At 70.4% G+C, this 25,255-nt stretch carries 28 protein-coding genes; 19 read left to right on the top strand and 9 right to left on the bottom strand.

Features of this window, described 5'->3' with window-relative positions:
* Positions 1 to 43 precede the first annotated feature (43 nt).
* Positions 44 to 211 carry a hypothetical protein gene (locus ACEVFP_RS12505; protein ID WP_374999795.1) on the bottom strand — a complete coding sequence of 56 codons (168 nt, stop codon included), beginning with the start codon at positions 209 to 211 and terminating at the stop codon, positions 44 to 46.
* 56 nt (positions 212 to 267) lie between these two features.
* On the opposite strand from ACEVFP_RS12505, the gene ACEVFP_RS12500 reads away from it, so the two are divergent.
* Positions 268 to 798: a ferritin gene (locus tag ACEVFP_RS12500; protein ID WP_374999794.1), complete on the top strand. Its 531-nt coding sequence runs from the start codon at positions 268 to 270 to the stop codon at positions 796 to 798.
* On the top strand, positions 791 to 1,201 hold the full coding sequence (locus ACEVFP_RS12495; protein WP_374999793.1) for an SSI family serine proteinase inhibitor: 411 nt from the start codon (positions 791 to 793) through the stop codon (positions 1,199 to 1,201). The genes ACEVFP_RS12500 and ACEVFP_RS12495 overlap by 8 nt, the downstream gene beginning before the upstream one ends.
* Before the next feature lie 154 nt (positions 1,202 to 1,355).
* Here the strand turns inward: ACEVFP_RS12495 and nucS are convergent, their stop codons facing one another.
* Together nucS and ACEVFP_RS12485 are read right to left on the bottom strand one after the other, a co-directional pair.
* On the bottom strand, positions 1,356 to 2,033 hold the full coding sequence (gene nucS / locus ACEVFP_RS12490; protein ID WP_374999792.1) for an endonuclease NucS: 678 nt from the start codon (positions 2,031 to 2,033) through the stop codon (positions 1,356 to 1,358).
* Positions 2,034 to 2,426, bottom strand: a complete 393-nt coding sequence (locus tag ACEVFP_RS12485) for a hypothetical protein (RefSeq protein ID WP_374999791.1) — start codon at positions 2,424 to 2,426, stop codon at positions 2,034 to 2,036.
* 69 nt (positions 2,427 to 2,495) lie between these two features.
* Between ACEVFP_RS12485 and ACEVFP_RS12480 the strand changes: the two genes are divergently transcribed.
* The 3 genes from ACEVFP_RS12480 to ACEVFP_RS12470 all read left to right on the top strand — a co-directional run bounded on the left by ACEVFP_RS12480 (position 2,496) and on the right by ACEVFP_RS12470 (position 4,358).
* Positions 2,496 to 3,686 carry a 3-hydroxyacyl-CoA dehydrogenase NAD-binding domain-containing protein gene (locus tag ACEVFP_RS12480; RefSeq protein ID WP_374999790.1) on the top strand — a complete coding sequence of 397 codons (1,191 nt, stop codon included), beginning with the start codon at positions 2,496 to 2,498 and terminating at the stop codon, positions 3,684 to 3,686.
* Positions 3,687 to 3,824: 138 nt separating this feature from the next.
* The gene (locus ACEVFP_RS12475; RefSeq protein WP_374999789.1) at positions 3,825 to 4,016 is read left to right on the top strand and encodes a hypothetical protein; all 192 of its coding nucleotides are present in this window, start codon (positions 3,825 to 3,827) and stop codon (positions 4,014 to 4,016) included.
* Between the two features lie 69 nt (positions 4,017 to 4,085).
* Positions 4,086 to 4,358, top strand: a complete 273-nt coding sequence (locus tag ACEVFP_RS12470; protein WP_374999788.1) for a hypothetical protein — start codon at positions 4,086 to 4,088, stop codon at positions 4,356 to 4,358.
* A 12-nt stretch (positions 4,359 to 4,370) separates the two neighbouring features.
* Here ACEVFP_RS12470 and ACEVFP_RS12465 read toward each other — a convergent pair whose 3' ends face one another.
* The 3 genes from ACEVFP_RS12465 to mce all read right to left on the bottom strand — a co-directional run bounded on the left by ACEVFP_RS12465 (position 4,371) and on the right by mce (position 7,626).
* On the bottom strand, positions 4,371 to 5,609 hold the full coding sequence (locus ACEVFP_RS12465) for a DivIVA domain-containing protein (protein ID WP_374999787.1): 1,239 nt from the start codon (positions 5,607 to 5,609) through the stop codon (positions 4,371 to 4,373).
* 122 nt (positions 5,610 to 5,731) lie between these two features.
* Positions 5,732 to 7,072: a crotonyl-CoA carboxylase/reductase gene (gene ccrA, locus ACEVFP_RS12460; RefSeq protein WP_374999786.1), complete on the bottom strand. Its 1,341-nt coding sequence runs from the start codon at positions 7,070 to 7,072 to the stop codon at positions 5,732 to 5,734.
* Between the two features lie 98 nt (positions 7,073 to 7,170).
* Positions 7,171 to 7,626 carry a methylmalonyl-CoA epimerase gene (gene mce, locus ACEVFP_RS12455; RefSeq protein ID WP_374999785.1) on the bottom strand — a complete coding sequence of 152 codons (456 nt, stop codon included), beginning with the start codon at positions 7,624 to 7,626 and terminating at the stop codon, positions 7,171 to 7,173.
* Positions 7,627 to 7,809: 183 nt separating this feature from the next.
* Here mce and ACEVFP_RS12450 point away from each other — a divergent pair, with 183 nt between their 5' ends.
* The 7 genes from ACEVFP_RS12450 (at position 7,810) to ACEVFP_RS12420 (ending at position 13,967) form a co-directional block, all read left to right on the top strand.
* Positions 7,810 to 9,000 (top strand): acetyl-CoA C-acetyltransferase, encoded by a 1,191-nt coding sequence (locus ACEVFP_RS12450; RefSeq protein ID WP_374999784.1) that lies wholly within the window; start codon positions 7,810 to 7,812, stop codon positions 8,998 to 9,000.
* A 7-nt stretch (positions 9,001 to 9,007) separates the two neighbouring features.
* Positions 9,008 to 9,967, top strand: coding sequence for a methylmalonyl Co-A mutase-associated GTPase MeaB (meaB, locus tag ACEVFP_RS12445; RefSeq protein ID WP_374999783.1), 960 nt, complete (start codon positions 9,008 to 9,010; stop codon positions 9,965 to 9,967).
* A 68-nt stretch (positions 9,968 to 10,035) separates the two neighbouring features.
* A complete protein-coding gene (locus ACEVFP_RS12440; RefSeq protein WP_374999782.1) occupies positions 10,036 to 10,194 on the top strand; it encodes a hypothetical protein in 159 nt (52 codons plus the stop codon).
* Positions 10,195 to 10,201: 7 nt separating this feature from the next.
* Positions 10,202 to 10,753: a PH domain-containing protein gene (locus tag ACEVFP_RS12435; RefSeq protein WP_374999781.1), complete on the top strand. Its 552-nt coding sequence runs from the start codon at positions 10,202 to 10,204 to the stop codon at positions 10,751 to 10,753.
* 31 nt (positions 10,754 to 10,784) lie between these two features.
* Entirely contained in the window at positions 10,785 to 11,720 is a 936-nt protein-coding gene (locus ACEVFP_RS12430) for a co-chaperone YbbN (RefSeq protein ID WP_374999780.1), read from the top strand.
* A gap of 187 nt (positions 11,721 to 11,907) precedes the next feature.
* Entirely contained in the window at positions 11,908 to 13,002 is a 1,095-nt protein-coding gene (locus ACEVFP_RS12425; RefSeq protein ID WP_374999779.1) for a hypothetical protein, read from the top strand.
* Complete coding sequence (locus tag ACEVFP_RS12420; RefSeq protein WP_374999778.1) at positions 12,999 to 13,967, top strand: hypothetical protein; 969 nt, start codon at positions 12,999 to 13,001, stop codon at positions 13,965 to 13,967. The genes ACEVFP_RS12425 and ACEVFP_RS12420 overlap by 4 nt, the downstream gene beginning before the upstream one ends.
* Before the next feature lie 24 nt (positions 13,968 to 13,991).
* Here the strand turns inward: ACEVFP_RS12420 and ACEVFP_RS12415 are convergent, their stop codons facing one another.
* Positions 13,992 to 14,855, bottom strand: coding sequence for an NUDIX domain-containing protein (locus tag ACEVFP_RS12415; RefSeq protein ID WP_374999777.1), 864 nt, complete (start codon positions 14,853 to 14,855; stop codon positions 13,992 to 13,994).
* A 116-nt stretch (positions 14,856 to 14,971) separates the two neighbouring features.
* Here ACEVFP_RS12415 and ACEVFP_RS12410 point away from each other — a divergent pair, with 116 nt between their 5' ends.
* On the top strand, positions 14,972 to 15,670 hold the full coding sequence (locus tag ACEVFP_RS12410; protein WP_374999776.1) for a lytic transglycosylase domain-containing protein: 699 nt from the start codon (positions 14,972 to 14,974) through the stop codon (positions 15,668 to 15,670).
* Positions 15,671 to 15,791: 121 nt separating this feature from the next.
* On the opposite strand, the gene ACEVFP_RS12405 is transcribed toward ACEVFP_RS12410, so the two are convergent.
* A complete protein-coding gene (locus tag ACEVFP_RS12405) occupies positions 15,792 to 16,031 on the bottom strand; it encodes a hypothetical protein (RefSeq protein ID WP_374999775.1) in 240 nt (79 codons plus the stop codon).
* 156 nt (positions 16,032 to 16,187) lie between these two features.
* Here ACEVFP_RS12405 and ACEVFP_RS12400 point away from each other — a divergent pair, with 156 nt between their 5' ends.
* Both ACEVFP_RS12400 and ACEVFP_RS12395 read left to right on the top strand, forming a co-directional pair.
* Complete coding sequence (locus ACEVFP_RS12400) at positions 16,188 to 16,880, top strand: SDR family oxidoreductase (RefSeq protein ID WP_374999774.1); 693 nt, start codon at positions 16,188 to 16,190, stop codon at positions 16,878 to 16,880.
* Complete coding sequence (locus tag ACEVFP_RS12395; RefSeq protein ID WP_374999773.1) at positions 16,877 to 18,001, top strand: S-adenosylmethionine:tRNA ribosyltransferase-isomerase; 1,125 nt, start codon at positions 16,877 to 16,879, stop codon at positions 17,999 to 18,001. Before ACEVFP_RS12400 ends, ACEVFP_RS12395 begins: the two co-directional genes overlap by 4 nt.
* A 19-nt stretch (positions 18,002 to 18,020) precedes the next feature.
* Here the strand turns inward: ACEVFP_RS12395 and ACEVFP_RS12390 are convergent, their stop codons facing one another.
* Positions 18,021 to 19,928 (bottom strand): maltotransferase domain-containing protein, encoded by a 1,908-nt coding sequence (locus tag ACEVFP_RS12390; RefSeq protein WP_374999772.1) that lies wholly within the window; start codon positions 19,926 to 19,928, stop codon positions 18,021 to 18,023.
* A 138-nt stretch (positions 19,929 to 20,066) separates the two neighbouring features.
* On the opposite strand from ACEVFP_RS12390, the gene ACEVFP_RS12385 reads away from it, so the two are divergent.
* From ACEVFP_RS12385 to ACEVFP_RS12370, 4 genes are all read left to right on the top strand, one after another.
* Positions 20,067 to 20,846, top strand: a complete 780-nt coding sequence (locus tag ACEVFP_RS12385) for an enoyl-CoA hydratase/isomerase family protein (RefSeq protein WP_374999771.1) — start codon at positions 20,067 to 20,069, stop codon at positions 20,844 to 20,846.
* Between the two features lie 28 nt (positions 20,847 to 20,874).
* Positions 20,875 to 21,027: a hypothetical protein gene (locus tag ACEVFP_RS12380; protein ID WP_374999770.1), complete on the top strand. Its 153-nt coding sequence runs from the start codon at positions 20,875 to 20,877 to the stop codon at positions 21,025 to 21,027.
* Between the two features lie 75 nt (positions 21,028 to 21,102).
* Positions 21,103 to 23,736, top strand: coding sequence for a hypothetical protein (locus tag ACEVFP_RS12375; protein ID WP_374999769.1), 2,634 nt, complete (start codon positions 21,103 to 21,105; stop codon positions 23,734 to 23,736).
* Between the two features lie 94 nt (positions 23,737 to 23,830).
* Positions 23,831 to 25,024 carry a hypothetical protein gene (locus ACEVFP_RS12370; RefSeq protein WP_374999768.1) on the top strand — a complete coding sequence of 398 codons (1,194 nt, stop codon included), beginning with the start codon at positions 23,831 to 23,833 and terminating at the stop codon, positions 25,022 to 25,024.
* Positions 25,025 to 25,255: the final 231 nt, after the last annotated feature.

Genomic DNA, 25,255 nt, shown 5'->3' with positions numbered 1-25,255 from the left:
CTCGAAGCATGGCCAGGCCGCAGAGAACCAGAACCGGAGAGAGTCAGGCCGCGAGGGGGGTGGACTTCTTCTTGGAGTCCTTCACCTTCACGAGCTTGCGCTTCTTGACGGTGTAGCCATCCGGAAGGGTGCCGTCCTTCAACATCCGGATCGGGCAGCGCTTGCACTTGGGCTTGCTCGCGCAGCACTTCTTCTTGGGCTTCTTCGGCACACCACATCATAACCCGATCAGGGAAGCCTCACCTCACAGTGAGGCAGAATGGAGACATGACCATGGCAGCACAGTCCTTCGTCCAGCAGCTCAACGAGCAGGTCGGCCACGAGTTCGACGCGCACCAGCAGTACATCGCGATCGCCGCGTACTACGACGCACAGACGATGCCCCAGATGGCGGCGCTGTTCTACGGGCAGGCCGTCGAGGAGCGGGACCACGCGATGATGATGGTCCAGTACCTGCTGGATGCCGGGGAGGTGCCCCGCATCCCTGCTCTCGCCGCGCCTCGGGGGGACTTCGGTGACGTGGTCGAGCCCGTGGCGTTGGCCCTGGAGCAGGAGAAGCGGGTGACCGAGCAGATCAACGCCCTGACGATCGCCGCCCGTGAGGCCGGCGACCTGGCATCGGAGCAGTTCATGCAGTGGTTCATCAAGGAGCAGGTCGAGGAGGTTGCCACGATGGGTGACCTGCTGGCCGTCGTGACACGCTCCAAGGACGACGTCGACCGGATCGAGGAGTGGGTGGCTCGCGAGGACAGCGGCCAGACGGCCGACCCGACCGCCCCACGCATCGCCGGTGCGTGAGGTCACTGTCGTCTGTGGACTCCTCCTGCTCGCCGCGTGCGGGCAGCAGGAGTCAGGCGGTCAGGGCCGATCGGACGGTCCTGCGACGACGCTGACCATCGAGGTGGTCGCGGACGAGGACGCCGAGCCCACCACGATGACGTTGACGTGCGATCCGGTCGGTGGTGACCACCCTCGTGCGCGGGCAGCGTGTGATGCGCTGGCCACTGCCGGCCCCGACGTGTTCGAGCCGGTGCCCGTGGACCAGGCGTGCACGATGATCTACGGCGGCCCGCAGCAGGCCACCATCGTCGGCACGCTGGACGGCGAGGACGTTGACGCGTCCTTCTCGCGCGAGAACGGCTGCGAGATGGCGCGCTGGGACGCGCTCGGCACCGAGGTCTTCGACCTCCCCCTGCAGTGACCAGCCGTGATCGGTGCTTGAGCAACTGAAAGTCGGGCTGGTCGGCTGATCGGTGCTTGAGCAACTGAAAGCGGCGACCGGCGAGTTCGATGGGTGCTTGTGCAACCGAAAGGTGCCTGATTCGGTTGCTCAAGCACCGAGGAGGGGCGAGCACTCAGAACAGCCGCAGGCTCGGGTCGTCGATGCCGCGCAGCTCGTCGTAGTTCACCACGACGCACTCGATCCCGCGGTCCTGGGCGAGCACTCGTGCCTGCGGCTTGATCTCCTGCGCGGCAAAGATGCCGCGCACCGGCCGCAGCGTGGGGTCACGGTTCATGAGCTCCAGGTAGCGCGTCAGCTGCTCGACCCCGTCGATCTCACCGCGTCGCTTGATCTCCACGGCGACCGAGGCGCCGGCATCGTCGCGACACAGCAGGTCGACCGGCCCGATGGCCGTCATGTACTCACGACGCACCAGCGTCATGCCGGCGCCGAGCGTCGCGGTGTGCTCGGCCAGCAAGGCCTGCAGGTGCTTCTCGACGCCGTCCTTCTGCAGCCCAGGATCGACGCCCAGGTCGTGGGAGGAGTCGTGCAGGACGTCCTCCAGCAGGATGCGCAGCGTGTCGTCGGTCTTGGTGGCGGTGACCGTCCACTCGGGGAGGCCGTCGTCGTTGACACCCTCGGTGAGCGTGCACGGCGGACTCATCCAGTTCAGCGGCTTGTAGGAGCCGCCGTCGGCGTGCACCAGGACCGAACCGTCGGCCTTGACCATGATGACGCGCGTGGCCATGGGAAGGTGCGCGGTGAGCCGCCCGGCGTAGTCGACCTGGCAGCGCGCGACGACGAGCCGCACTCAGGGCCTCGTCAGGGTGCCGATGCGAAAGGCGAGGGAGTCTCCCTCGACCTCGCCCTTGACGGTGTTGCCGTCGCCGCCGACGAGCGAGACGAAGCCGTCGTCGTACTCGTACTCGCCGGTGCGGAACTCCTCGTGCCCCTGGTAGTCCTCGACGAACGTCCCGTCCTCGTGGAAGGTGACGACCCACTCCGCGGACGTGTCGCTCCACTCGCCGATGAGATCCTGCGCCGACTCGATGGCCGCGTCGTCCCCGCCGGTGGGCTCGGGCGTGGCCGACGGAGGAGCGGTGGTGGTGGCGCCCGGGTCGGGCTCGTCATCACCGGGGGCGCAGGCTGCGACGCTCAGGGCGATCGCGGCCATGACTGTGGCCAGCGTCATACGCGCTTTCATGGTGCTCCCTGTTGCTCGGTCCGGTCGGACGCTAGTGTGTCACGACCCCTACATTACTTAGGAGTAGGCATGCAGGAGATCGTCGACCGAGTCACGGCCACCGACGAGGCCGCGGACATCGCACGGACGTTGCTGTACCCGTACCTGAACCACGCCGCGACGATGTTCGAGAGTGGCTATGCCACCAAGGACGACATCGACGCCGCGATGCGGTTCGGCTGCGGCTACCCCATCGGCCCGCTCGACCTCATCGACGCCGTCGGCGCCGGCGCCGTGGCCGACGGACTCGCCCAGATCCACGACAACAGCGGCGACCAGCTCCACGTGCCCGCCCCGCTGCTCGTCCGCCTCGCGGCATCGTCCGGCACCTTCGCAGCGGAGGCCGCCGGGGCAGCAGAGCAGGCCCCCGTCGCGCACCACCCGGTCGGCAAGGTCGGGGTCGTCGGCACCGGCACCATGGCCGCCGGCATCGTCGAGGTCTTCGCCAAGGCCGGCCACGACGTGGTCTTCGTGGGCCGCAGTGATGAGAAGGCGCAGGCCGTCCAGGCGCGCATCGAGAAGAACCTCGACCGCGCCATCGCCAAGGGCAAGCTCGACGAGGCCGGCAAGTCCGACGTCATCGACCGGCTGACCGCGGCCACCGAGCGCGAGGCGTTGGGCGACGTCGACATCGTCGTCGAGGCGATCGCCGAGGACCTCGACATCAAGCTGGAGCTGTTCAGCGACCTGGATCGCATCTGCAAGCCGGGCGCGATCCTGGCCACCACCACGTCATCGCTGTCCATCGCCCAGTGCGCCGCCGCCACGTCGCGTCCCGCCGACGTGATCGGGATGCACTTCTTCAACCCGGCTCCGGTCATGAAGCTGGTCGAGGTGGTCACGGCCGATGCCACGTCGTCGGAGGTGGCCGACACCGTCAAGGCCCTCTGCCTGGACATCGGCAAGCATCCGGTCTCCTGTGGCGACCGCGCCGGGTTCATCGTCAACGCACTGCTGTTCCCCTACCTCAACGACGCCGTGCTGCTCCACGAGTCCGGGGTCGAGATGGACGACATCGACGATGCCCTCAAGGCGACGAAGCTGCCCATGGGGCCCTTCGAGCTGCTCGACGTCGTGGGCAACGACGTCTCGCTGGCCATCCAGCGCACGCTCGTGGACGCCTTCGGCCACGAAGGCTGGCAGCCGGCCCCGACGCTGGAGAAGGTCGTCGCCGAAGGCAAGCTCGGGCGCAAGAGCGGCGAGGGGTTCCGCACCTACTGAGTCGCGCTGAGTCGCACGCACGCCGGCCGGTCCGCTCGGATCGGCCGGCGTCGTCATGTCCGGGCTTGGCAGACACTGCCTAACCAAGACCCGGCAGCGTCGTTGGACGTGGGGGAGGGCAGGCAGAAGGAAGAAGACATGGACCTGGCCGAGGGTCTGCGACAAGGTGCACGCATCGTGCGTGCCCTGACCGTCGTCGTCCTGCTGATGCTCGCGAGCGGAGCCGTCGGCCTGCAGCAGTTCGAGCGTTCCTGGGGCGTGTCGCCGCTCGGCGACCCGCCGACGTCGCAGGTCGCGGTGGTGGGCATCGAGCCGACGGACGGTCGCTAGACGGCGAAAGGCGGTCATGAACATCCGGGCGCAGCACACCAGGCTGCGGTCCCGCCTAGAATCGTGACTGTGTCCCGCCGTCGAGGCCGCCCCCGGCCCCACCGCGCTGCCTGGCAGCCCTCCTCGCACGAGGTGCAGCAGCGCCGCGACGGCGAGTGGAACGTCCGCCGTCTGAGCGGTGCGTCCTCGAACAAGACGTACACCTGTCCCGGCTGCCTGCACCCCATCGCACCGGCGACACCCCACGTCCTGGTGTGGCCCGTGGAGAAGTCACTGCTCAGTGCCGACGCGATCGATGAGCGTCGGCACTGGCATCGCGACTGCTGGCACCGTCGGCCCTGAGGCCGGCCGACCTCAGGAGCGTGCCTCGTCGACGGCGGGCTGGACCGCTGTGTCGTCGCTGACTGCCTCGATGACCTGGGTCTCGTCGGATTGCTGATCGTCCTCGTCGGCGTCGGCATCCTCGACGGCCTCTGAGGACACCGTGGCGTCCTCAGCAGGCGAGTCCTCCTCGGGCTCCTCCTCGCCGTCCTCGGCGCCAGCGACGGCGGCCTCCGGGACGCCGGTGAAGCTCGTCATGACGTCGCGAAGCTGGCCCATCTGGTCCAGGATGTTCTGCCGCCGGCCCTGCAGCTCCTCGACCTCCGCACGCAGGGCACGGGTCTGACGCTCGATCTCGGTGGTCGCCGAGGTGCGCATGTGCTCGACCTCGGCCTGGGCGTTGCTCCGCACCGCGTCGGCCTCGCGCTTGGCATTCTCCAGCAGACGCGCCGTCTCCGACGTCGTGGCCTCACGAGCGGCCTCGGCCTGCTTCATCAGGCTGCGAGCCCGTTCGTCGGCCGCCGCGGCGCGCGACTCCGCGTCGGCGACCAGCTTGCTGGTCTGTTCGGTGGCTGCCGCGTGGTTCTCGGAGGCCTCACGGGCGAGTCGCTCCTTCTCCACCGCCAGGATGCGTCGGGCCTCGGTGACCTCCCGGTCGGCCGAGGCGCGGGCCTGCTCGACCTCGCGCTCGACGCCCAGGCGCTCGTTCTGGGCGTCCTGCTCGGCGGCGAGCCTGATCTGCTCTGCCTCCCGCTCAGCCTGGGCGCGAATGTCCGCAGCGTGCGTCGCGGCCTCGGCGCTGCGGGACTCCGCCTCCTCCAGCAGGTCGCGGCGCTTCTGCTCCAGCTCGGCCACCGCGCGGGTACGCATGTCCTCGGCCTCCTTGCGGGCCGTGGCGCGCAGCAGCTCGGCGTTCTCCTCGGCGGTGCGCATCACGTCGTCGGCCTCGCGCTGGGCCCGCGCACGGACGTCCTCGGCCTCTTGCTCGGCGAGGTTCAGCAGCTGGGAGGCGTGCCCGCCCAGGCCGGAGTAGGACGGGCGTTCGACGGACTCGAGACGTTCGCGCATCTGGGCGACGAGGTCGTGCAGCTCGTCGTTCTCCTCCTGCAGCGCCTGCAGCGTGGTGGCGGCATCGCGCAGCTGGCTGCCCTGGTTGCGTGCCCAGGCGTCGACCGCGTCGGTGTCGTACCCACCACGACGGGCCTGTGGAAAGGTGACCTGCTCAGACTTGCGGGCCGCGTCGAAGATGGACAATCCGGACTGGTCGGACATGCTGTCTCGGCTCTCTGCTCGGAACTCAGGGGGTGCACCCTCCACCTTAGCGCCCACGCGACGTGGCCCCCGCGACATCTCGGGAGACTCGCGGGGGCTTCGTCGTCTTGGAGCTGCTGGTCTCAGACTCCTCTGAAGCGGTTGATCGCGTCAAGGTGCTCGGCCCGGAACTGCTCGTCGCGGACGCCGAGACCCTCCTCGGGTGCCAGGGCGAGGACGCCGACCTTGCCCTGGTGCTTGTTGTGGTGCACGTCCAGCGCAGCCTGTCCGACCTCCGAGAGCGTGTAGGTGCGCGACAGCGTCGGGTGGATCTTGCCCTTGGCCACCAGACGGTTGGCCTCCCACGACTCGCGGTAGTTGGCGAAGTGGCTGGAGATGATCCGCTTGAGGTTCATCCACAGGTAGCGGTTGTCGTACTCGTGCATGTAGCCCGAGGTCGAGGCGCACGTCGTGATGGTGCCGCCCTTGCGGGTGACGTAGACGGAGGCGCCGAAGGTCTCCCGCCCCGGGTGCTCGAAGACGATGTCGATGTCCTCGCCGCCGGTGAGCTCACGGATCTTCTTGCCGAAGCGCTTCCACTCCCGGGGGTTCTGCGCGGTGCCCTCGGGGTTCCAGAACTGGTAGTCCTCCTCCGAGCGGTTGATGACCAGCTCGGCACCCATGGAGCGCACGATGTCGGCCTTCTCCTCGTTGGAGACCACGCACACCGGGGTGGCGCCGCCGTTGAGGGCGTACTGCGTGGCGAAGCCACCGAGACCGCCAGAGGCGCCCCAGATCAGGACGTTGTCGCCCTGCTTCATGTTCCCGCCGTTGCGGGAGACCAGCTGGCGGTAGGCGGTGGAGTTGACCAGACCGGGGGAGGCGGCCTCCTCCCACGTCAGGTGGTCGGGCTTCGGCATGAGCTGGTTGGCCTTGACGAGAGCGACCTCGGCGAGACCGCCGAAGTTCGTCTCGAAGCCCCAGATGCGCTGCTCCGGATCCATCATCGTGTCGTCGTGGCCGTCGGAGCTCTCCAGCTCCACGGACAGGCAGTGGGCGACGACCTCCTGGCCGGGCTTCCACTTGGTCACGCCCGGACCCGTGCGCAGCACGACGCCGGACAGGTCGGAGCCGACGGCGTGGTACGGCAGGTCGTGGCGCTTGGTCAGCTCGGACAGTCGTCCGTAGCGCTCGAGGAACCCGAAGGTCGAGACGGGCTCGAAGATCGAGGTCCAGACGGTGTTGTAGTTGATGGCGCTGGCCATGACGGCCACCAGAGCCTCACCCGGACCGAGCTCGGGCAGGGCGATGTCCTCGACGTGCAGTGACTGGCGGGGGTCCTTCTCCTTGCTCGGGACTCCCTCGAACATCTGCGCCTCGTCCTTGTGGACGGTCGCGGCGGTGTAGTGGTCGGGGATCTCCAGGGCGGCGAAGTCCTCGGCCGGCGTGTCGCCGGCAAGGATCGCGTCGCGGATGTGCTGCACGGGGCCTCCAAGGTCGATGGTTGCGGCGATGTTACCGGCCCGTAGTGGTCGGCGGGACCGGCTGTGCCTGTGGGACGGGTCACCCGACGCCGGTCGGGTCAGTGGGTGGTGGCGGGCTCCACGAGCTCCACGAGGACGCCGCCGGCGTCCTTGGGGTGCACGAAGTTGACGCGGCTGTCCGACGTTCCGCGCCGGGGCGTCTCGTAGAGGAGCCGGACACCGCGGTCTCGCAGGGTCGCGCACACCGCGTCGATGTCGGTGACGCGGTAGGCCAGCTGCTGGATGCCCTGACCATTGCGGTCGAGGAACTTCGCGATCGTGGAGTCCTCGTTCAACGGGGCGAGCAGCTGGATGCTCGAGCCAGAGTCGCCCACGGCAAGCATCGCCTCGCGCACGCCCTGCTCCTCGTTGACCTCCTCGTGCGTCGACTCCAGGCCGAAGGTCGAGGAGTAGAACTCCAGGGCCGCATCGAGGTCGGGCACCGCGATGCCGACGTGGTCGATCGCGACGAGGAGGTGCTCGGGCGGGGTGGCTGAAAGGCTGTCGCTGCTCATGGAGAGCAGGGTAGATGAGTGCCGGGGTGCGCCACGGCAGTGTCGGCCACCGTGATCGGGGACACATCCACGGCCGACACCGAATACCCGTGAGTACAGTGACCCCAACAGACGTGATCATCTGCCGCCCACGGCCCGGCACCGCCGGGTTGAGCCCAGATCCCAGCAGTCCAAGGAGTTCTCATGACCCAGTCCGTGATCGTCGCCGGCGCCCGCACTCCCATCGGTCGCCTCCTCGGTGGCCTGAAGACACAGTCCGGGTCCGATCTCGGCGGCCACGCCATCAAGGGCGCCCTGGAGAAGGCCGGCGTCACCGGTGACCAGGTCGACTACGTGATCATGGGCCAGGTCCTGGGAGCGGGGGCAGGCCAGGTCCCCGCTCGTCAGGCGGCCTTCAAGGCCGGCATCCCGCTCGACGTCCCGGCCCTCACCATCAACAAGGTCTGCCTGTCGGGCATCAACGCCATCGCGTTGGCCGACCAGCTCGTGCGTGCCGGCGAGTACGACATCGTCGTTGCAGGAGGCCAGGAGTCCATGACCCAGGCGCCGCACCTGCTCACCGGATCGCGCGAGGGCACCAAGTACGGCAAGGCCACGATGCTGGACCACATGGAGTACGACGGGTTGTGGGACGCCCTCACCGACCAGGCCATGGGATCGCTCACCGAGCAGCGCAACGCCACCGTCGACGAGCTCACGCGGGAGGAGCAGGACGCCTTCGGTGCCCGCTCGCACCAGCTGGCCGCCACCGCCCAGAAGAACGGCGTCTTCGAGGAGGAGATCGTTCCCGTGGAGATCCCGCAGCGCAAGGGCGACCCGGTGGTCGTGAGCGCGGATGAGGGCGTGCGCGGGGACACGACGGCGGAGTCGCTGGGCAAGCTGCGTCCCGCCTTCTCCAAGGACGGCACCATCACTGCCGGGACGGCCAGCCAGATCTCCGACGGAGCCTGCGCCGTCGTCGTCATGAGCAAGGCCAAGGCCACCGAGCTCGGCCTGACCTGGCTCGCCGAGATCGGCGCCCATGGCAACGTCTCCGGCCCGGACTCCACGCTGCAGCTGCAGCCGGCCAACGCCATCAACCAGGCGCTGCAGAAGGAGGACCTGCGAGCCGGCGACCTCGACCTGGTGGAGCTCAACGAGGCCTTCGCCGCCGTCGGCATCCAGTCGGCCCGAGAGCTCGGCATCAGCGAGGACCTCGTCAACGTCAACGGCGGCGCGATCGCCCTCGGCCACCCGATCGGCATGAGCGGCGCTCGCATCGTCCTGCACCTCGCACTGGAGCTGCAGCGGCGCGGTGGTGGCATCGGCGCTGCGGCGCTGTGCGGTGGTGGAGGTCAGGGCGACGCGCTGATCCTGCGCGTCCCGAAGGCCTGATCGGACGGTGGCGGCACCCGGACGCGACGACGTCGCGGGTCTGGTCGAACAGGCACGTGAGGGTCGCCCACGGGCCGTCGCGCGCCTGATCTCGCTGGTCGAGGACGAGTCTCCCCTGCTGCGCGAGGTCAGTGCCGCGCTCTCGCCCCACACCGGGACCGCGCACGTCGTCGGTCTCACCGGCTCGCCGGGCGTCGGCAAGTCCACCACCACGGCGGCGCTGGTGGCGGCGCTGCGCGGTCGCGGCCACCGGGTCGGGGTGCTCGCGGTGGACCCGACCTCGCCGTTCTCCGGCGGCGCACTCCTCGGGGACCGGATCCGGATGTCCGACCATGCGACCGACGATGGCGTGTTCATCCGCTCCATGGCGAGCCGGGGGCACCTGGGCGGCCTCTCGTGGGCCACCCCGCAGGCACTGCGCGTGCTCGATGCCGCAGGGTGTGACGTCGTACTGCTCGAGACGGTGGGCGTGGGCCAGTCGGAGGTGGAGGTCTCGGGGCTCGCCGACACCACGCTCGTGCTGCTCGCGCCCGGGATGGGTGACGGCATCCAGGCCTCGAAGGCCGGCATCCTGGAGATCGGCGACGTGTTCGTCATCAACAAGGCCGATCGCGACGGTGCCCAGTCCACTCGCCGGGAGCTCCGTTCGGTGCTCGGGATGGCCGAACGGGCCGAGGGCGCCTGGAAGCCGCCGATCGTCATGACGGTGGCCTCCCGGCAGGAGGGACTCGACGACCTCGTCGAGCAGGTCGACCTGCACCGCGAGCACCTCCGGGACTCCGGGGAGCTGCAGCTGCGCCGCCGTGACCGTCTGCGTCGTGAGATCCGCGCGATCGCTCTGGAGTCGGTACGCCGTCGTGTCGGTGACCTGTCCGGTCATGCCGAGCTCGACGCGCTGGCGCAGGACGTCCTGGCCGGTCGGACGGACCCGTTCTCAGCAGCCGACCGGGTGCTCAGCGAGCTCTGAGCCTGCTCGGGGCGCGACGCGCGGCGCGCCTCGACCGACCTACCCGGCATCTGCGATAGGAAGGACGCGTGCTGAAGAAGGTCCTGGTGCTGCTCGTCGTCGCGTTCGTGGTCTATTACCTGCTGACCGCGCCCGCTGGTGCTGCCGATGCGGTGACCGGGGCCGTCACGGCCATCATGGATGCCTTCGGCCAGATCTTCGTCTTCTTCGAAGAGCTCACGAGATAGGCCCGCCGTGCTCGGCGCGTTGATCCGTCTCCTGCCCGAGCAGGACATCGAGGGCCACCTGCTCGACGACGAGGGCGAGCACGTGATCGATCTCGTGCGCAAGCACGCCGTCGTCTACATCCGGCCCGCGCTGGAGGTGGTCGGCGTGCTGCTGCTGTGGTGGATCGCGCTGTTCGGTCCGATCCAGCTCGGCTGGCTCTTCCTGCTCGGCGGTCTGGGGCTGGCCGCGCACGCGCTGTTCCTGACGCTGCGGGAGCACCGCGACGTCTTCGTCATCACCAACATGCGGGTCTTTCGTGCCTCGGGCGTCTTCACCGTCCGCGTCGCCACCATGCCGATCACCCGAATCCTCGACATCACCGTGGAGAAGCCCGTCATCGGCAGGGTGCTCGGGTACGGGCACTTCATCTTCGAGTCGGCCGCGCAGGCGCAGGGCCTGCGGGACATCCGCTTCATCGGGGACCCGGACGGACGTGACCTCATCATCCAGCGTGTCGTCCAGCGCGCCGGGCTCCGTGGCCCGCGTTCCGGCGTGGGTGGTCAGATGGACGGCCGCTGACCCCGCTGGCTCCGGTCATTACGATGAGGACATGAACTTCTCGCGCCCGGGAGCGATCGACCTGTCCGCCCTCGCCCCATCCTCGACGGCCCCATCCTCGACGACGTCGGCTGCAGGGCAGTCGGCCGGCGGTGCGGGTGCCTCCTGGGTCGTCGACGTGACCGAGCAGAACTTCCAGTCGGCGGCGCTCGAGGCCTCCATGGAGCACCTGGTGGTGCTGAGCCTGTGGTCGCCCCGTGCACAGCAGAGTGCCGACTTCAACGCACTGCTCGCGCGCGTCACCAACTCATACGGCGGACAGATCGTGCTCGCCCAGGTCGACGTGGACGCCAACGCGCAGATCGCCCAGGCGCTGCAGGCCCAGGGCGTTCCGATGGTGGTCGGCCTGGTCAAGGGCCAGCCGGTCCCGCTCTTTCAGGGCACCGCCGACGAGCCGGAGGTCCGGCAGTACTTCGACCAGCTCGTCGCCCTCGCCGCCCAGAACGGCCTGACCGGCCGCGCTGCACCCACCGGCGGGCCGGCCCCGCAGGAGGGCGAGCCGGAGCCGGAGCAGGACGACCCCCGGTTCGAGGCGGCCGACGAGGCCTTCGCCGCCGGCGACCACGCCACGGCCGTCGCCGAGTACGAGAAGCTGCTGGCCCAGAACCCCGCCGACGCCGAGGTGGCCGAGCGGCTCGCAGGCGTCAAGCTCATGGCTCGCACCGCGGGTGCCGATCTCCAGCAGGCCCGGCAGGCGGCAGCCGACCACCCCGAGGACGTCGCGGCGCAGCTCCTCGTCGCCGATCTCGACGTCAGTGGTGGCCATGTCGAGGACGCCTTCGTGCGTCTCATCGACGTCGTGAAGCGGACCACCGGTGATGAGCGCGAGGAGGTCCGCCAGCGTCTGCTCGACCTCTTCATCGTCGTCGGCACCACTGATCCGCGGGTGGCCGATGCCCGCCGGGCGCTCGCCGCAGCACTGTTCTGACAGGATCCCCCCGGCCCGCGAGAGGCACCTGGCTCGCGACACGGCAGCACCGTCGGGCGGCGGTGTCGCAGGTTGCGCACCATCGTCGGTCCGCCGAACCTGTGACAACGAACCGCCCTCGTCCGGATAGGGTCGGGCCCGGACCCGACCACCGGCGGCGGGCAGGAAGCACTCAGGGAGGTCGACCGTGCGTAGGCTGGGCTGGACGGTCATGGGTCTCGGCGCCCTGTTCGTCGTGCTCGGAACCGTCGGCGCGGTGCTGCTCGGTCCCGACAGCCGCTTCACCACCGGCCCCCATCGGGTCGACACCTCCGGCACCGTGATCGTCACCCAGCCCGGTGCCATCACCTACCGCGGGCTCCAGGTGGACGTGCTGGCCGAGGTACCGGTGAACAAGCCGGTCTTCGTGGGCCTGGGCAACAGCGTCGACGTGCAGGACTACGTGGCGCAGACCGAGCGGATCGAGGTCACCTCCTTCTCCACGCCATGGGAGCTGACGACGGTCGAGGTCGAGGGTCAGGAGGGCCTGCCGGGAGCGCCCACCGCGCTCGACTGGTGGATCGCCGACTCCGCTGGCCTCGGCGGCGCCTCCATCAGCACGACGTTGCCCGATGAGACCGTCTCCCTGGCGATCGTCGCGGTCGGCGCCACCAACCTGTCCGGGCTGGAGGTGACCTTCGCCTACGGGGTCAAGGGCGGCTTCGCCATGAGCCTGGCCCTGGTCTTCCTCGGCGCCGGGGGCCTGCTGGGCGGCCATGCACTGCGTCGTGGACACCGGCTGTTCGCCGAGCGTGAGGACAGCGACGACGTGGAGGTGGTGGAGGAGGTCGTCTACGTCTACATCGACGAGGACGGCGTGGAGCACGAGATCACCGCGCAGGAGGCTGCTGAGCTCCAGGCCCAGGAGGAGCACGACGACGCGAGCGACGCGCAGGCCGGTCCCGGGCCGGCTGACGATGAGCAGGCCGGTCACGAGCCGGCCGACGAGGGCGGTGCCCCACCCACCGCACCTGCGCCGGAGCCGGGACGGCCGCCGGCCGTGGCGAAGGTCATCACGGCCGCTGACATCGTGCGTGAGCACGGCGGCGACTCAGTGGCTCCCGCCCGCGTCGAACCCGCCGAGAAGCCCGAGGTCGAGCCACCGGTGCGCGAGGTCGAGCCGTCGGTGCCGGAGCCCGAGAAGGTCGTGTACGTCTTCGTCGATGACGACGGTGTGGAGCACGAGGTCGCCGAGGACGAGCTGGACGACTATGAGGTCGTCGATGACGAGGAGGACCGATGAGACGCCGTCTGAGGCGGGTCGGTCCGGCGCTCGCCGCCACGGCCCTGCTGCTCGGTGCCTGTGCGGTGGTGCCGCAGGAACGCGACGACGTCGACGTCGTCAAGGAGGCCGTGACGCCGGAGGAGGTCGACGCGGTGTACGAGCGGTACCAGTCCGTCCGGGCGACGGCCGCACGCCTGCTCAACGCCAAGCCGCTGTCCACCGTCGAGACCGGTGCGGTCCTGGACATCGACACCGGTTCCTTCGAGGTCTCCCAACGGCTGAGCTCGCAGGAGGATGCCGATGACGTCCCGGTCGAGGTCGAGGAGATCATCGCGCCGCGCTTCGACGCGTACCCGCTGTGGTTCGTCGCCGTCGTGCGTGACCCCGAGCGCGACGTCAATCGGGTGCAGCTCTTCGAGCGCAACGGCGCCGCCGACCCCTGGCTTCTCGCCGCCTCGCCGGAGACCATCCTGGACGCCGAGCTGCCCCCTGTTCGTGAGCGCGACGCCGCGGCCCTGGTGGTCGCTGCCGAGGATGGGACCGGCATGGCGATGTCGGCCCAGGACGCCGCCGAGACCTACGCCGCGGTGCTCCAGGATCCCGAGGCCGAGCCGGCCGAGGCGCTGGCCGAGGACGGCTTCATCGACCAGATGCGGACGGCGGCCCGGCAGAACAGCGAGCTCGACGGTGTCGAGCACAGCCAGGAGTGGGAGGCCGAGGAGGTCCGCCACGTCCTACGCACCGCCGACGGGGGCGCGCTGGCCTTCGTCGACCTCTCCCGCTCCGACACCTACGAGGTGGAGGAGGGTGTGACCGTGACCTGGCCGGAGGACTCCCCGCAGCAGGCGTTCATCCCGCAGGGCATCTCCACGTCCGGGACCCTGCTGTACAAGCACCAGGTACTCGTGCTGATCCCCGGCGGCGAGGGCAAGCCGCGTGCCATCGGCCAGTTCGGTGGGGCTGTCGGCGCCGAAGGATTCTGACGCCGCCACCACGCGGCCGGGGGGCTACTCCGGCTGCAGCGGCGCCTCACGGTAGGTGGGCAGGTCGTCGCCGGAGACGGCGGTGAGCAGCTCGATCGCGGCGTCTGCAGCGTGTTGCGCGACGGACTCGGCGTCGCACCACTCCACGGAGACGATCTCGGTGGGCTGCAGCGTCAGGTCGTCGCTGAAGGAGGAGTCGACGACGCCGAGGTCGAACAGGAAGATGCAGGCGTCGTCCCAGCCGCGCCATGCGGGCAGCCAGTTGACCGTCAGCAGCCCGCGCACCTGCACGGTGACGCCGAGCTCCTCCTCGAGCTCGCGGACCAGGCCGGCGGCAGGTGACTCGCCCACCTCCACGACGCCCCCGGGCAGGTCCCACTCCTTCTTGTAGGTGAGACGGCACAGCAGGACGCGTCCGTCCTGGTCGCGCAGCAGCCCCTGGGAGATGATCCGCTTGGTGGGCAGTCCCGCGTTGAGCAGGGCGATGAAGCCCTCACGGGTCGTGGCGGGTGGGTCGTCGCGCAGCCGAGCCACGAGAACCCGATCGGGGTCGTCACCGGTGCCCCGCACGATGCCCTCTCGCCGCATCCCGCTGATCGACGCGGCACGGACGTCCTCGGTGCGTTCGACCGGGACGCGGGCCTCGACGCGACGCAGGCCGAGATCGTCGAAGGCGTGGTCCAGCACCAGGCGCAGGGAGCGCACCGCGAGGCCGAGCGAACCGTCACCGGTGCCGGTGTTCCAGCGCACCGACGCGGTGCCACGACCCTCGGACCGCAAGGCCACCGTGCCGAGCCGGTTGCCGGCCATCGTCACCGACCACCCGGTGAACTCGGCGGAGCCGGAGGTCGGCTCCAGAGCGAGGTCGTCGTCGGTGAGGGTGGGCACGTCGTCACCGTACTTGCGACGGCGGCGTCGTCGCCACGGCGGTCCGTTCCGCGGACCACACGACCCAGGTCGTGACTGCCAGACACGACCTTGGCGAAATCGGCCACACTGAGACCATGCGTCGTCTCTGTCTCTGTCTCGCCGCGCTCGGTCTCGCGGCAGTGGCGTGCGGGGGAGGGCCGGAGCCCCGTCCGCTGCCGGACGTCGACCCGCCGAGGCCTGCGCCGCTGCCCCAGTCCGACGGTGGGGTCGTCGACGAGCAGTGGCTGGACGACGTGGCTGCGGCCACCGAGATCCCGCGGCGCGTCCTGCAGGGGTACGCAACAGCGGCAGTTCGGCTCGCAGCAGAGCGGCCCGACTGCTCGCTCGCGTGGAACACGCTGTCGGGCATCGGAAGGGTGGAGTCCGTCCACGGCCAGATCGACGGCTCGCAGGTCGGCGATGACGGGGTCGCACGGCCCGACATCGTGGGTATCGCGCTCGACGGCAGCGAGGGCGTGCGGGCGATCGAGGACACCGACGACGGTCGTCTGGACGGTGACACCCAGTGGGATCGCGCCGTGGGCCCCATGCAGTTCATCCCCTCCACGTGGCAGCGGTGGGGCGCCGACGGCAGTGGCGACGGCGGCCGCAACCCCCAGAACATCGACGATGCAGCCCTCGCGGCCGGCCGCTACCTCTGTGACTCCGCCAGGAAGCTGGACACCCGTCGCGGCTGGCTGGAGGCCGTGCTCGCCTACAACAACAGCGCTGCGTATGCCGAGGAGGTCGCCTCCTACGCCAACCGTCACGCCACGCGCACCGCTCAGCAGTGACGGGGGCGACGTCCGACCTGCACGGCTACTGACCGGTGTTCGACTCGGGCTGTTGGCCGGAGTTCACGCCGACGAACCAGCGGTCATGAAGGTGTCGCGGCGGTGCCTGATGGAGGTGGGATCAGCCCATCTTGTCGATCCAGCGGATGAGGCGGCCGTCGTCGTCGGTCTCGTGGTAGGCCGGTGGGCCTGGCACTGGATCGTCCTGCAGAAGAGCGGTCACCTCTGCTGGCCCATGCAGGTGCTCCTCAACTGCGGTGGTCCAGTGCACATTGGGAGCCATGAGTCGCTGCAGCCGGGCCCAGTCGCGGCGCTCGATCAGGCTCAATACGTTCCCCACCACGGGTACCTGTTCAGCCACGAGCTAAGCGTACTCGGCGCTCCGAGTGACGCCGGGACCTCTGGTCGCAGACGAATCAAGTGCGCTGTCCGATGGCGAGGGGTTGACCTCAACTAAACTTGAGGTTCTTTGATGGTGTCAACGACACGTTGACCGCATCGACGAAAGGACGAGGTCATGCCTCGCGCACTCATCACCGGAGGGACCGCCGGACTCGGTCTCGCCCTCGCCACCGCTCTCGCCGACGACGGCTGGGAGGTGGTGGTCGACGGCCGCGACGCCAACCGTCTGGCCGATGCCCTGGCCGAGATCGGGCCGCGAGCCACGGGCCTGCGTGGCGACATCACGGATGTCGACCATCGCGCCGCGCTCGCGCTGCAGGGCGGTCAGCTGGACCTGCTGGTCAACAACGCCAGCACCCTCGGGGTCAGCCCGCTCCAACCCGTCCTGCACCTGGATCCCGACGTGCTGCACCGACTGTGGGAGACCAACGTCGTGGCAGCCCTGGACCTCACCGCGCTGGTGCGACCGCAGCTGCAGCCCGGGGCCGCGATCCTCAACATCACCTCCGACGTGACCACGGAGCACTACGAGACATGGGGTGGCTATGCCGCGACCAAGGCCGCGCTCGAGCACCTCACGCTCACCCTCGCCGCCGAGGAGCCGGACCTGCGCTGCTGGGCCGTCGACCCCGGGGACCTGAGGACGGCCATGCACCAGGCGGCGTTCCCCGGCGAGGACATCAGCGACCGACCGTTGCCGAGCAGTGTCGTCCCGGCCTTCCTGCGTCTGCTGCAGGACCGGCCGCCCAGCGGTCGCTACCGGGCCGCTGACCTCGGTGGGAGCCTGGCGGAGGTGTTGAGCGCATGAACACGCCCACGAGCACGTTGATCGACCTCGCGCCACTGACCCGGTTCGAACCGCCCGGTGACCTGACCGCACCGGCCCCGGCCGAGGCGCGCGGCACCCAGCGCGACGCCGTGCGCCTGCTGGTGGCCGACGGCGACCGGGCGCGCCACGTGCTGTTCCGGGACCTGGCAGACCAGCTCGACCCCGGGGACCTCGTGGTGGTGAACGCCTCGCAGACGGTGGCCGGGGAGGCCGACGCCACCATCGGCGCCGGTAGCCGCCATCGCGACATCGTGCTGCACCTCGCGATGGACCTGCGGGACGGCACCTGGGTGGTGGAGCTGAGATCGGCCCCCGACGCCGCGCGAGCCCTGCTGGAGGCGGAGCCCGGCCAGGTGGTCACTCTCACCGACGACCCTGCCACGACGCTGAGGCTGCTCGCGCCCTACCCACACGAGGGGTCCTCGCCGACGGGGGTGGGCAACCGTCTCTGGCGGGCCGAGCACCTTGGGCACGAGCCCCTGCGTGCCGTCATGGACCGCATCGGCCGCCCGATCGCCTACGGCTACCTCGATCGGCGCTACGACCTCGCCGACTACCAGACGATCTTCGGCACGACGCCGGGCAGTGCGGAGATGCCCAGCGCGGCGCGGCCCTTCACGCCGGAGCTCGTCACGCGGCTCGTCTCGCGTGGCGTCGCCGTGGCTCCCGTCGTGCTGCACACCGGCGTCTCGTCACAGGAGGCGGGCGAAGCCCCGCAGCCGGAGTGGTACGAGGTAGGTGCGGCCACCGCGCAGCTGGTCAACGTCACGCGGGCCCGCGGCGGCAGGGTCGTGGCCGTGGGCACGACCGTGACGCGGGCGTTGGAGTCGGCCGTCGTGCCGGGCGGCTCGCTCGTCGTGGCCGACGAGGGGTGGACCGAGCGGGTCGTGACCCGTGAGGCGCCACCGCGCGTGGTGGACGGGCTGGTCACCGGATGGCACGATCCGCAGGCCTCGCACCTGCTCCTGGTGGAGGCCATCGCTGGTCCGCAGCTGGCGCAGCTCGCCTACGACGCGGCCGTCGAGCAGCGGTACCGCTGGCACGAGTTCGGTGACGCAGGGCTGTTCCTGCCACCACGAGCTGCCGCGGCAGCAGCCTGACACGGCACCGACCGCACGGTCAGCGTGCAGCGGGCACCAGGATGCGTGCCGGGGCCTCGGGCGAGATGGTCACCGAACGCAGGTCGTGGGTGGTGTCGTCGAGCTCGTCGCGCAGCAGCGCAGAGGCCGACCGCAGCCCGAGGTCGGCCGGCGCCACGCGGATGCCGACCGTGCGTTCCCAGGACGGGAAGAGGTCGAGGACCACGAGCACGACGTCCTGGCCAGTGACCTTCGAGTAGGCGATGACACCACCGGCGTCGGTGGAGTGGAGCTGCAGGTCCCGCAGCCGCTGCAGCGCCGGGTGACGGCGGCGCACCTCGTTGAGCCGGGTGATGAACGACACCAGCGGGCCCTCGCGCGACCAGTCGCGGACCTTGATCTCGTACGTCTCCGGATGCAGGTACTCCTCGGCGTCGGGCCCGGCGGCCTCGTGCTCCAGGAGCTCGTAGCCGGCGTACATCCCCCAGGTCGGCGAGCCCGTGGCGGCGAGCACCGCCCTCATCCGGAACATCGACTCATCACCACCCTGCAGGTAGCGCGGAAGGAGGTCCGGCGCGTTGACGACGAAGTTCGGACGCAGGACGTCGCTCGTACGGTTGCCGACCTCATCGAGGTAGTCGGCGGTCTCGGCCGCCCCCTGACGCCAGGGGAGGTAGGTGTGGCTCTGGTGGAAGCCGACGGCGCTCAGCGCGTGAAGCCTGGCCGGTGAGCCGTGGTGGGCCCCGGCGAGGAAGAGGACGTCGGGATCACTCATGCGCACGTCGTGCAGCAGCTGTTGCCAGAACGCCACCGGGTTGGTGTGCACGGTGGCGACGCGGAAGATGCGCACCCCGCGCTCGATCCATGTGCGGACGATCCGCAGCACCTCCAGGTAGAGACCGGCGGGGTCGCTGTCGAAGTCGAGCGGACAGACGTCCTCGTGCCTGGTGGGCGGGTCCTGCGCGCGCGCGAGCGTGCCGTCGGCTCGGTGGATGAACCACTCGGGGTGCTCGGCGACCCACGGATGATCCGGCGAGCACTGCAGCACGAGGTCGAGCGCGACCTCCAGACCGAGGTCCTCGGCTCGCTCGAGGAAGTACGCGAGGTCCTGCAGCGTCCCGAGTCCGGGGTCGAGGGCGTCGTGGCCGCCGTCGGCCGAGCCGACCGCCCACGGTGATCCCGGATCTGCGGGCTCGGCCACGTGCGAGCCGTCGCGCCCTCTGCGCCCGGTCACCCCGATCGGACTGACGGGGGGCAGGCAGACGACGTCGAATCCCATGGCCGCGACACCCGGCAGCCGCTCTGCCGCGCTCCGCAACGTCCCGGCTCGTACGGTGCCGTCCCCGAGCACCTGGGCACCCTCGGAGCGGGGGAACATCTCGTACCACGAGCCCACGAGAGCACGCTCACGATCGACCTGCAGCGGCAGCGGAGCGCTGGCATCCAGGTGGTCCTGGACGGCCTCGGTCGGCAAGGTCTCCACGAAGGCCAGAGCGGTGGCGAAACGATCGAGGGCGGGGACGTCGGCCTCGTGCAGCTGCGGGGTCACGGAGCGTGCCGTCGGGTCGACGTCGGCAGTGCGTTCGAGCACCTGTGCGCCTTCGGCGAGGGTGAGCTCCAGGTCCACCTCGGCCTCGAACCGCTTGGTGGCGGTACGCACCCAGGCGGCGACGGGGTCGTGCCAGCTCTGGACGTGGAAGGTCCAGTCGCCCATCATGTCGGGCGCGACGACGGCCGCCCAGTGGTCGTCGCCGAGGTGGTGCATCGGCACGGGGTGGCGCTCCTGGCCCTCGGGGTCGGTCAGGACGACGGCCGCTCGCACGACGGTCGGCTCCTCGCCGAAAATGCGGGCCCGTACGGTCATCTCCTCGCCCTCCACGGCCTTGGCCGGGAAGGCGCCGTTCTCGACCTGGGGACGGACGTCGAGGATCGGGAGCCTGGTGACCATGGCCTCACACACTAGAGGGTGCGTGTCGGCGGCGTGGCCACCGTGCCCAGGACGTCCGACGAGCCAGGGACGGCTCTGGCCTATGCTCGAATCCTCGCGTCACACCGACGGCGTCACGATCACGACGGAAGGACCAGCGTGGCTGAGCTCGTACACCTCGAGGTGGCCGATGGTGTCGGCACCATCCGCCTCGACCGCCCCCCGATGAACGCCCTCGATGCCCAGCTCCAGACCGAGCTGATCGAGGTCTCCCGCGAGGCCGACGCCCGCGAGGACGTGGCCGCTGTCGTCGTCTTCGGCGGTGAGAAGGTCTTTGCGGCCGGCGCGGACGTCAAGCAGATGGCGGCCATGGGGTACGCGGAGATGGTGCATCACGCCCATCTCCTGCAGGACTTCACCAGGGCGATCGCAGCGATCGGCAAACCCACCGTCTCGGCCGTCACCGGCTTCGCTCTCGGTGGAGGTCTGGAGGTCGCGCTGGCCACCGACATCCGCATCTGTGCAGAGGACGCCAAGCTCGGCCAGCCGGAGATCCTGCTCGGCATCATCCCTGGCGCCGGCGGCACCCAGCGGCTCGCCAGGCTGGTCGGACCGGCCCGTGCCAAGGACCTCATCTACACGGGGCGCTTCGTCAAGGCCGAGGAGGCGCTCGCGATCGGCCTGGTCGACCAGGTGGTTGCCGCCGACGACGTGCACGAGGCGGCAGTCACGTGGGCCGCGCAGTTCGTCGCCGGCCCCGCGCTGGCCCTGCGTGCGGCCAAGAACGCCATCGACCGTGGGCTCGAGGTGGATCTGCAGACCGGGCTGGAGATCGAGCGCTCGGAGTTCGCCGGCCTGTTCGCCACCGAGGACCGCGTCGCGGGGATGACGTCCTTCGTCGAGAACGGGCCCGGTAAGGCCACCTTCGAAGGACGGTGACCGCCGGCGCGACGCGCTGCACGCACAGGTGCTCAACGTCGCGGCTTCCGGCGGCAGCCCCCTGCGGATCGGCGCCGGTCCGGAGTCCATCGTCGCCGAGCTGATGCCGGCCGGGGTCGTCGGGCATGACGCGCTGCGCGCCGTCGTGCAAGGACTTGATGCGTGCCTGCGGCGTTTGTGAATCGGTGTGACAGACCATCGTCATGGGGCATACTGAGCACGACCGTGACGCTTTGAGCGTCGTAGAAGGGATGTCATGACCGACTCAGGATCAAATCACCCCCAAGGTCGTGGTCCGGCCGACCCCTTGAAGGTTGCTGCCGACATGCTTGCCGAGGCCGAAGGTCAGGCGCCCGGTGACGAAGCAGGGACAGCCGAGGGCCCGCAGACCCAGTCTGGTTCTCCACGCAGTCGCGCCCACGCCGAGGAGCGTCGCGGCCGCCGGGCCGCCGCTCGTGCGGCCCGCCAGGCCGCTGCCGAGAAGCGCCGGCGCGAGCGTGAGGCGGCCAAGGAGTTCGCGGCCGCCAAGCGGAATGCACGACGCGGCAACGACGAGGTGCCTGAGGACAACGACGAGGTGCCTGAGGAGTCGCAGGACACGACATCCCCCGACGTCCTGGCCGAGGAGCCGCCAGCAGCGCCCCAGAGCGCCGAGCCGCAGGACAGCGGGTCCCACGAGGTCGCACGGGCGTCCGAGGACGCCGCCTCAGAAGAGGTGGTCCCGGCGGTCGAGGATCCCCAGGACTCCACACCGCAGGAGGAAGCGCCGGCTCCTGCCGATGAGGCACCGAGCATCCCGGCCGACGATGCCCAGGAGACTCCCGAGCAGGAGACCGCCGCGCAGGAGAGTCCCGGGCAGGAGGCCCCCAAGGATCCCGGCGGAGGGACGCTCGGTGAGCGCCTCGCGGCGCGCGCTGCGCAGCAGCGCGTGGACCCCGTCGAGGAGGCGGTCGGCGACGGCGGCAGCACCTCCGATGCGAGTGCTCTGCAGGCCGCTCGCGACCGAGCACAGGAGCAGAGAGCCGCCGCGGAGCGAGCCGAGCGTGAACAGGCCGAGCGTGAACAGGCCGAGCAGGACGAGGTTGCTCAGCAGGAGGCTGCCGTCGAGCAGGAGGCTCCTGAGCAGGAAGGGATGGCCGAGCAGGAGGTTGCCGATCAGCTCGAGCAGGAGGTTCCTGAGCAGGCCGAGCAGGAGGTTCCTGAGCAGGAGGATGTTCCTGGCGCTCAGGCGGGCCACGAGGCCCAGGTGGCAGCACCTCCGGCAGCATCCTTCGCCGAGAAGCTCGCCGCGGCGAGTGCGGCGGCTCAGGAGCGAGTCTCTGCAGCCCGCGCCGAGGCGGCCCGTCTCATGGAGGAGGCGGCCCGTGAGCGCACGGAGGCCACTCGCAGGATCGAGGCCGATGAGGCCCAGCAGCGCGAGATCCTGACGCAGAAGCTCAAGGCGGCCGAGCAGGCCGCCGAGGAGCGCGTCAACGCTGCCCGCCAGGAGGCGGAGCGTGTCACGGCGGAGATCGAGCGCGAGCGTGAGGCCGCGGCAGCCAAGATCGAGCAGCTGCAGCAGGAGGCTGACCAGCGAGTCGCCGAGGCCAAGGCCGAGGCTGAACGCAAGGCCCAGGCCCGGCTCGACGAAGCCCAGGCCGAGGCCGAACGGCGGATCGCCGAGGCCGAGGCGCAGGCCGAGGCACAGTCGGCCCAGCGTCTCTCGGAGGCCGAGACCGCCGCCGACGAGGCTGTTCGACGCCGCCAGGAAGCAGCCGAGCGTGACGCCGAGCGCCGCATCGCCGAGGCCCGCGCCGAGGCTGAGCGGCTCGCCTCCCAGGCCCAGCACGAGCGTGAGGCGGCCCAGGCACAGCGTGACCGTGAGCGCCAGGAGGCTGACTCCACGCTCGCAGAGGTGCGTGCCGAGGCCGAACGGGTGGCACGGGAGGCGGAGGAGACCGCGCAGGGTCACGTCGAGGCCGCCAGGGCCGAGGCCGAGCGCTACGCCCAGGAGGTGGAGGCCGAACGGGCCGCCATCGCAGCCAAGCTGTCCGACGCCGAGCGCCTGGCCGAGGAGAAGGTCGCCGAGGCCAAGGCCGAGGCGGAGCGTGTCGCCGCCGCGGCGCAGGAGCGCCACGACCAGGCCGCCGCCGAGCTCGCCCGCGAGCGCGACGAGGCCATGGCCGCCGCCGAACGGGTGATGGCCGAGGCACAGACGGTTGCGCGTCGGGCCGAGGAGGACAAGGCAGCAGCGGCTCAGAAGATGGCTGAGGCCGAACGAGCTGCCGAGGAACAGATCCGGGGCGCCCAGGCCGAGGCCGAACGAGTGGCCGCGGAGGCTGCCGAGGCGGCCCGCGTGGCCACCAACGAGCGCGAGAAGGCCGACCGTCGTCAGGCCGAGGCTAGCCAGGCGGCCCAGGAGCAGGCCGATGAGCGCATCGCCAAGGCGGAGCGGGAGTCCCAGGAGCGCATCGCCCGTGCCGAGGCCGAGGCCCAGAAGGTCGCCGAACGCGCCGAGGCCGAGGCCGAGCGTCGGCTGGAGGAGGCCCGTCGAGAGGCCGAGCGCGTCACCCAGGTGGCCAAGAAGGACGCCAACGAGCGACTCAGCCAAGCCGTCGCAGCGGCGCGAGAGGCGGCCGAGCAGAAGCTGCAGGACGCCGAGCGCACGGCACTGGAGTGGGTGGCTGCTGCCGAGGCCGAGGCCGAGCGGGTGGCCCAGGCGCACATCGTCATGGCCAACCAGTCCGGCAAGGACGAGCCGACCTTCATGCCCGCGCCTCGCAGCGACGTCAGCGAGTTCGTGGAGGAAAAGCCCGTCGCCGAGGTGTCGCAGGCGGCTCCCCAGGAGGTGAACGACGGGTCCGGGGATCCCGCCACCCCGACCAAAAAAAGAGTCGTTCGTCGCAAGTGAGCCGCTGACAGCGGGAGCGATCGTCGCCGGACTCACGGCGGAGGAGCGCCTGCGCCGGCGCCCGTGGGAGAGGGCCCGGGCCGAACGACCTCCTGTGGTGGCCGACAACGCGCCGAGCACGTCCGTCGGACCGGATCGTTCCTCCGACGATGTCGTGCCGGATCTACCCGCCGCGGAGGTGGGGACGGACGACGTGTCGCAGGAGCGGGCGCTGCAGCAGGTGCGCGAGTCTCTCCTTTCACAGGACCCCGAGGACGACGTGGTGCCCGCCGTGCCCGATGACCGGGCAGTCGCCGGGGAGCGCCGGGGCGAGGCCAGGGCCGGGCGGCGGCGGGCGCGCTCTGAGCAGCGGGCCCGGCGCAAGGAGGGCAAGCGTGCGCAGCGACGTGAGCGCGAACGGGAACGTGCCGAGCGGCAGGAGGCCGAGGAGGCCGAGCGCGAGGCCGAGCAGGAGCGCCTGGAGGAGGAACGGGAACGACACGAGGCGCAGCAGCGGGAGGCCGAGCAACGCGAGCAGGAGAAGGTGCGCCGCCGTGAGCAGGAGAAGAGCGCCGCTGTGGCGGCGCTCGCCGCGGCCCCCGGTGCCATGGCGACGGTGCACCTGAGTCAGCCCCCTGGCACGCAGGAGACCTCGCCCGAGGCCCCTGCGCACGTCGACGCCGTCTCCGAGGAGGGTCCGGTTGACGTGGACCAGGCCTCCCAGAACGTCGAGGAGCCGGGCGAGGGTGCCACGGCGACGCAGCCGGTGCGGGCGCTCGAGGATCCCGAGGACGGTGCCGACGAACCGGCCGATGAAGAGGTTGTCGGCGGGGAACCGGCCGCTGAAGAGGATGCCGGTGAGATGCCGGCCGCTGAGGCTGCTGCCCTCGAGCCGGAGCGCCAGGAGGGTGAGGCCTCCGCCACCCGGTCACTCGCGCCGCTCGGCAGGCACGGTGGCGATGATGTCGACGTCCCGGAGCCGCCGTCGTTGCCGCAGGAGCGCAGCAGCTCCTGGCGGTCGGTCGTCGTGCACTGCGCCAACGTGCTGGCGGTCGTGGCCTTTCTCCTGTCGGTGCTGCTGGCCGTCGCGGCCCTCCTGCTCGGCGCCGGCGTCTCCGATGCCGGCAGCGTGGGGACGCTGTACTCGATGGCTGATGCGATCACCGCTCCGTTGCAGGGCATCGTCACGCTCAGCGGTGAGGACGCCGACCTCAAGAACGCCTTCGCCACCCGTGGCATCGGTTCGTTGCTCATGCTCGCGCTGGCCTTCGCGGTCCCCGGCGTCGCACGGACGCTCGCCGGTCGCTGATCGGCACGCCGCGGGCAGCTGTCCGCCCGTCCACGCGATGCTGGACGCGGCGACGACAGGTGCTCGGGCCGACTGCCTGCGGCGGCCCGGGCGGGAGTGTGACCCAGCCCATGCCCCCGCACGGTCGCACCGTGCGTTACGCGTCGGTAACATGTCCACGAGAAGGGTGCCCTCACCACCGCAGTCCCGGACGTGGCAAGGTGAACCCATCCCGAACTCGCGGCGAGAGTC

Origin of the sequence: Aeromicrobium sp. CTD01-1L150, from assembly GCF_041951745.1 — a bacterium.
GTDB lineage: Bacteria > Actinomycetota > Actinomycetes > Propionibacteriales > Nocardioidaceae > Aeromicrobium.
Note: the sequence above shows the minus strand (reverse complement) of the source record. Positions and strands in the feature narration are given on the sequence as shown.

Bases quoted from the DNA above. Each gene is read 5' to 3' on its own strand.
- ACEVFP_RS12500 (WP_374999794.1), top strand. From the start codon at position 268: ATGACCATGGCAGCACAGTCCTTCGTCCAGCAGCTCAACGAGCAGGTC.
- ACEVFP_RS12485 (WP_374999791.1), bottom strand. From the start codon at position 2,426: ATGAAAGCGCGTATGACGCTGGCCACAGTCATGGCCGCGATCGCCCTG.
- ACEVFP_RS12480 (WP_374999790.1), top strand. From the start codon at position 2,496: ATGCAGGAGATCGTCGACCGAGTCACGGCCACCGACGAGGCCGCGGAC.
- ACEVFP_RS12475 (WP_374999789.1), top strand. From the start codon at position 3,825: ATGGACCTGGCCGAGGGTCTGCGACAAGGTGCACGCATCGTGCGTGCC.
- ACEVFP_RS12465 (WP_374999787.1), bottom strand. From the start codon at position 5,609: ATGTCCGACCAGTCCGGATTGTCCATCTTCGACGCGGCCCGCAAGTCT.
- mce (WP_374999785.1), bottom strand. From the start codon at position 7,626: ATGAGCAGCGACAGCCTTTCAGCCACCCCGCCCGAGCACCTCCTCGTC.
- ACEVFP_RS12450 (WP_374999784.1), top strand. From the start codon at position 7,810: ATGACCCAGTCCGTGATCGTCGCCGGCGCCCGCACTCCCATCGGTCGC.
- ACEVFP_RS12430 (WP_374999780.1), top strand. From the start codon at position 10,785: ATGAACTTCTCGCGCCCGGGAGCGATCGACCTGTCCGCCCTCGCCCCA.
- ACEVFP_RS12420 (WP_374999778.1), top strand. From the start codon at position 12,999: ATGAGACGCCGTCTGAGGCGGGTCGGTCCGGCGCTCGCCGCCACGGCC.
- ACEVFP_RS12410 (WP_374999776.1), top strand. From the start codon at position 14,972: ATGCGTCGTCTCTGTCTCTGTCTCGCCGCGCTCGGTCTCGCGGCAGTG.
- ACEVFP_RS12400 (WP_374999774.1), top strand. From the start codon at position 16,188: ATGCCTCGCGCACTCATCACCGGAGGGACCGCCGGACTCGGTCTCGCC.
- ACEVFP_RS12395 (WP_374999773.1), top strand. From the start codon at position 16,877: ATGAACACGCCCACGAGCACGTTGATCGACCTCGCGCCACTGACCCGG.
- ACEVFP_RS12390 (WP_374999772.1), bottom strand. From the start codon at position 19,928: ATGGTCACCAGGCTCCCGATCCTCGACGTCCGTCCCCAGGTCGAGAAC.
- ACEVFP_RS12375 (WP_374999769.1), top strand. From the start codon at position 21,103: ATGACCGACTCAGGATCAAATCACCCCCAAGGTCGTGGTCCGGCCGAC.